Raw genomic sequence first — 5236 nt, forward strand, 5'->3', positions numbered from 1 at the left:
GTCCCCGGCGGCAGGCCCAGGGCGACGTTGCCGGCCAGGTCGCGCCAGGGCAGCAGGCGCGGCTCCTGGAACACCACGGCGGTGGGGGGGGGGGGGCGGGGGGCGGCGCCGCCGGCCCCGACCCGGGGCCGGCGGCACCCCGCCGCCGCGCACCACCCGCACCACCCGCACCGACGCACCGCCCCGCTGGCAGGCAGCGGGCTCCACCGGACCGGGCGAGCCGTGCCCGGGCAGAAGGGAACGGATCGATGAGGATCCACTCGCGCAGGTCCGCCGCCGCCGTGCTCGCGGCCGTCACCGCGCTGACGATCGCCGGCTGCAGCTCCTCCGGTGGCCGACCCGCCGACGACGGCGGCGGTGGCGCGGCCGCCGGGGTGGCCGACACCCCGCGCCTGGAGATCGCCGTGGTCACCCACGCCGCCCCGGGGGACACCTTCTGGGACATCGTGCGCTCCGGGGCCGAGGCCGCCGCGGCCAAGGACAACGTGGAGCTGAACTACCAGGGCGCCCCCGAGGCCGGCGACCAGGTCAACCTCGTCCAGAGCGCCATCGACTCCGGCGTGGACGGCATCGCCGTCACCCTGGCCAAGGCCGACGCGCTGACCCCCGTGGTGCAGCGGGCCCGGGAGGCGGGCATCCCCGTGGTCGCCTTCAACGGCGGCTTCGAGGAGTGGCAGTCCGCCGGGGCGGTGAGCTACTTCGGCCAGGACGAGGAGCTGGCCGGCGAGGCCGCCGGCACCCGGCTGACCGAGGAGGGCGCCCAGCACGAGCTGTGCGTCATCCAGGAGCAGGGGCACGTGGGCCTGGAAGCGCGCTGCCGCGGCGTGGACACCACCTTCGGCGGCACCAGCGAGGTCCTGTACGTCACCGGCACCGACATGCCCTCGGTGGAGCAGGCCATCACCTCCAAGCTGCAGCAGGACCCGAGCATCGACCGCGTCGTCACCCTGGGCGCCCCGTTCGCGCTCACCGCGGTGCAGTCGGTGCGGGCCGCCGGCTCCAGCGCGAAGGTGGCCACCTTCGACACCAACAAGGACCTCATCGGCGCCATCCAGTCCGGCGACGTGGAGTGGGCGGTGGACCAGCAGCCCTACCTGCAGGGCTACCTGGCGGTGGACTCCCTGTGGCTGTACGCCACCAACGGCAACACCATCGGCGGCGGGCAGGCCACGCTGACCGGCCCGGCGTTCATCGACTCCACCAACGTCGACCGCGTCGCCGAGTTCGCGGCCGGCGGGACGAGGTGAGGCGCCCGTGAGCACCTCCGTGACCACCCCCGGCACCCCCAGCGCCTCGCCCGCGCTGCGGGCGGGCGACGACCGGGTCGCCACCCGCTCGCTGACCTCCCGGCTGCTCTCGCGCCCGGAGATCGGCTCGCTCATCGGCGCCGTGGCGGTCTTCGCCCTCTTCCTGGCGGTGGCGCCCACCTTCCGCCAGCCCTCGGCGCTGGCCACCGTGGCCTACGCCGGCTCCACCATCGGCATCATGGCCGTGGCGGTCGCGCTGCTGATGATCGGCGGGGAGTTCGACCTGTCCGCCGGCGTGGTGGTGACCACCTCGGCGCTGGCCGCCTCCACCTTCGCCTACCAGCTGCGCCTGAACCTGTGGGTGGGGGTGGTGGTCTCCCTGCTGCTGGCCCTGGCGATCGGGGCGTTCAACGGCTGGCTGCTCATGCGCACCGGCCTGCCCAGCTTCCTGATCACCCTGGGCACCTTCTTCATGCTCCAGGGCATCAACCTCGGGGTGACCAAGCTGCTCACCGGCGGGGTCTCCTCGGACTCGGTGGCCGACATGGACGGCTTCGCCTCGGCGCGGGCGGTGTTCGCCTCCACGGTCCAGGTCGGCGGCGTCGGGATCAGGATCACCGTGCTGTGGTGGCTGCTCTTCGTGGCCGTGGCCACCTGGGTGCTGCTGCGCACCCGGGCCGGCAACTGGATCTTCGCCGTGGGCGGGGACGACAAGGCCGCCCGCGCCGTCGGCGTGCCGGTGCGCCGCACGAAGATCGCCCTGTTCATGGCGGTGGGGTTCTGCGGCTGGTTCGTCGGCATGCACCAGCTGTTCAGCTTCGACGCCATCCAGTCCGGCGGCGGGGTGGGCCAGGAGTTCATCTACATCATCGCCGCCGTGGTCGGCGGGTGCCTGCTCACCGGCGGGTACGGCTCGGCGATCGGCTCGGCCATCGGCGCCCTGATCTTCGGCATGACGAGCCTGGGCATCGTCTACGCCGGCTGGGACGCGAACTGGTTCAAGCTGTTCCTGGGCGTGATGCTCCTGCTGGCCACGATCGTCAACCTGGTCGTCAAGAACCAGGCCGCGAAGAGGTGAGCGCGATGACCGAGCCGAACCTCGGCCAGGACCCGGGCACCGGGCAGGGCCCGACCAGCGAGATCCTGCGCCTGAGGGACGTGGGCAAGAGCTACGGCAACGTCCACGCCCTGCGCGGCGTGTCGCTGTCGGTGCGGCAGGGCGAGATCACCTGCGTGCTCGGTGACAACGGCGCCGGCAAGTCCACCCTCATCAAGATCATCGCCGGGCTGCACCAGCACACCTCCGGCGAGCTGCTCGTGGGCGGGGAGGAGGTCCGCTTCTCCTCCCCGCGCGAGTCCCTCGAGCGCGGCATCGCCACCGTCTACCAGGACCTCGCGCTGGTGCCGCTGATGTCGATCTGGCGCAACTTCTTCCTCGGCGCGGAGCTGACCACCGGCTTCGGCCCCTTCAAGCGCCTGGACGTGGGGCGCATGATCGCCGTGGCGGACCAGGAGCTGACGAAGATGGGCATCAGCGTGCCCGACCTGGAGCGCCCCGTCGGGGCGCTGTCCGGCGGGCAGCGCCAGTGCATCGCGATCGCCCGCGCCATCCACTTCGGCGCCAAGGTCCTCATCCTGGACGAGCCGACCGCGGCGCTGGGCGTGAAGCAGTCCGGCGTGGTCCTGAAGTACGTGGCCAAGGCCCGCGACGCGGGCCTGGGCGTCATCTTCATCACCCACAACCCGCACCACGCGTACCTGGTGGGCAACCACTTCGTGATCCTCAACCGCGGCAACGTGTCCCTGGACCGGGCGCGGGCGGACATCACGCTGGAGGAGCTGACCAACGAGATGGCCGGCGGTTCGGAGCTGGAGGCCCTCAGCCACGAGCTCTCCGCGCCCGGCCAGACCCCCGAACCCGCCGCCGCACCGGCGGCGCACCGAGAGACCGAGAGGTAAGAACACCGATGAGCACGGCGACGCAAGAAACCCGGCACACCGCTCGCCAGGGCTACGACCGAGACCTGCGCGTCGCCGTGCTCGGCGTCGGGATGATGGGCCAGGACCACGCCCGCCGCCTGGCCACCCTCACCAAGGGGGCCGAGCTGGTGGCGGTCAGCGACGTGGACGCCGCCCGCACCGACGCCGTGGCCGCCGAGTTCGGCGTGCGCGCCGTGCACGACCCGGCCGCCGCGATCGAGGACCCCGAGGTCGACGCCGTCGTCATCGCCACCCCCGGCTTCACCCACGAGGACCTCGTGCTCAAGGCCCTGGCGGCCGGCAAGCCGACCCTGTGCGAGAAGCCGCTGACGACCTCCCCGGAGACCTCCCGGAAGGTCGTCGAGGCCGAGTGCGCCCTGGGCCGGCAGCTCGTGCAGGTCGGTTTCATGCGCCGCTTCGACGCCGAGCACGAGCAGCTGCGCGCGCTCATCGCCTCGCAGGAGCTGGGGCGGCCGCTGTTCCTGCACTGCGCGCACCGCAACGCCAGCACCCCGCCGAACTTCTCCTCCGAGATGCTGATGCTCGACTCGGTGGTCCACGAGGTCGACTCCACCCGCTACCTGCTCGGCGAGGAGATCACCGCGGTGACCGTCCTGCGCCCGCGGGTGACCGCGAACGCCCCCGAGGGCCTGCAGGACCCGCAGTTCGTCCTCATGGAGACCGAGAGCGGCGTCCTCGTCGACGTGGAGATCTTCGTCAACACCACGTTCGGCTACGAGGTGCGCGCCGAGCTCGTCGCCGAGCGCGGCAGCGCCTCCATCGGCCACGGGATCGGCCTGGTCAAGCACACCCCGGCCGGCTACGGCGGCAGCATCACCAAGGACTTCAAGGAGCGCTTCGGCGCCGCCTACGACACCGAGTTCCAGCGCTGGGTCGACGCCGTGCGCTCCGGCGCCGGGGTCGACGGGCCGGGCGTGTGGGACGGCTACGCCGCCGCCGCCGTCTGCGCCGCCGGCGTGGAGAGCTTCCGCACCGGACGGCGCGTCGAGGTCGACCTCGGCGCCCGCGGCTGAGGGGGACGACCGTGCAGATCGCCCTGGACACCTACATGTTCCGCGACGTCCCGCTGCTCGAGCTGCCCGGCGTGGTGGCCGAGCTGGGGTACGAGTGGATCGAGCTGTCGCCGCGCGAGGACTTCATCCCGTTCTTCCGCCACCCGCGCGTCGACCTCGCCACCGTGCGGAAGTTCCGCAAGGCGCTGGACGCCGCCGGCGTGGGGATCTGCTCCACCCAGTTCGTGCAGCGCTGGTCCGGCCCCGGCGAGGACGAGCGCAGGCAGGCCGTGCGCAACGTCAAGCGCATCGTGGAGGTGACCACCGAGCTCGGCGTGCCCGTCGTGCAGTCGGAGTTCAACGGCCGTCCCGAGCTGCCGGAGGCCAGCGAGGCCCGCTTCCTCGACTCCTTCGAGGAGCTGGCCCCCGTCTTCGAGGCGAACGGGATCGAGCTGCGCCTGGAGCCGCACCCGGACGACTTCGTCGAGGACGGCTTCCGCGCCGTGGACCTCGTCCGCGGCCTGGACAAGCCCTGGGTGGGGTTCGTCTACTGCACCCCGCACACCTTCCACCAGGGCGGCGACGGCCCCGGCATCATCCGCTACGCCGGGGACCTGGTGCGCCACGTGCACGTGGCCGATTCCTTCGACCCGCGCGGCTCCTCCGGGCTGCGCTACATCGTCAACCCGCCGGGCTCCACCGCCCGGGTGCACCAGCACCTGGACATCGGCGAGGGCGAGGTCGACTTCGACGGCATCTTCGCCGCCCTGGGCGAGGTCGGCTTCGACGGGGCGCTGTGCTCCAGCGTCTTCGCCTGGGAGGAGCGGCGCGAGGAGTCCAGCCGCACCATGCGCAAGCGGATCCAGGAGCTCGTCGACCGCTGGTGAGGCGGCCGGGGGACCGGTGAGCGGGAGGGGGGGGAGGGGGGGGGCGCCCCCCCCCCCCCCCGTCGGGGGGGGGGCGGCGGCGCCCCCGCTCTCTAATAATAATAAAAAA

At 72.6% G+C, this 5236-nt stretch carries 5 protein-coding genes; all 5 read left to right on the forward strand.

Annotation, left to right across the window (positions count from 1 at the left end; all coding sequences use genetic code 11):
• Positions 1–248: 248 nt before the first annotated feature.
• Genes ACRYR7_RS24075 through ACRYR7_RS24095 form a run of 5 tightly spaced genes read left to right on the forward strand, consistent with a single transcriptional unit; the run spans position 249 to position 5127 of the window.
• A complete protein-coding gene (locus ACRYR7_RS24075) occupies positions 249–1247 on the forward strand; it encodes a sugar ABC transporter substrate-binding protein (RefSeq protein WP_432574814.1) in 999 nt (332 codons plus the stop codon).
• A gap of 7 nt (positions 1248–1254) precedes the next feature.
• Positions 1255–2325, forward strand: a complete 1071-nt coding sequence (locus ACRYR7_RS24080; protein WP_432574815.1) for an ABC transporter permease — start codon at positions 1255–1257, stop codon at positions 2323–2325.
• A 5-nt stretch (positions 2326–2330) separates the two neighbouring features.
• Positions 2331–3206, forward strand: a complete 876-nt coding sequence (locus ACRYR7_RS24085) for an ATP-binding cassette domain-containing protein (protein ID WP_432574816.1) — start codon at positions 2331–2333, stop codon at positions 3204–3206.
• Positions 3207–3214: 8 nt separating this feature from the next.
• Positions 3215–4261: a Gfo/Idh/MocA family protein gene (locus tag ACRYR7_RS24090; protein WP_432574817.1), complete on the forward strand. Its 1047-nt coding sequence runs from the start codon at positions 3215–3217 to the stop codon at positions 4259–4261.
• Positions 4262–4272: 11 nt separating this feature from the next.
• The gene (locus ACRYR7_RS24095; protein WP_432574818.1) at positions 4273–5127 is read left to right on the forward strand and encodes a sugar phosphate isomerase/epimerase family protein; all 855 of its coding nucleotides are present in this window, start codon (positions 4273–4275) and stop codon (positions 5125–5127) included.
• The last annotated feature ends 109 nt before the right edge of the window (positions 5128–5236 follow it).

Source organism: Kineococcus gurbantunggutensis, assembly GCF_050871925.1.
Lineage (GTDB): Bacteria > Actinomycetota > Actinomycetes > Actinomycetales > Kineococcaceae > Kineococcus.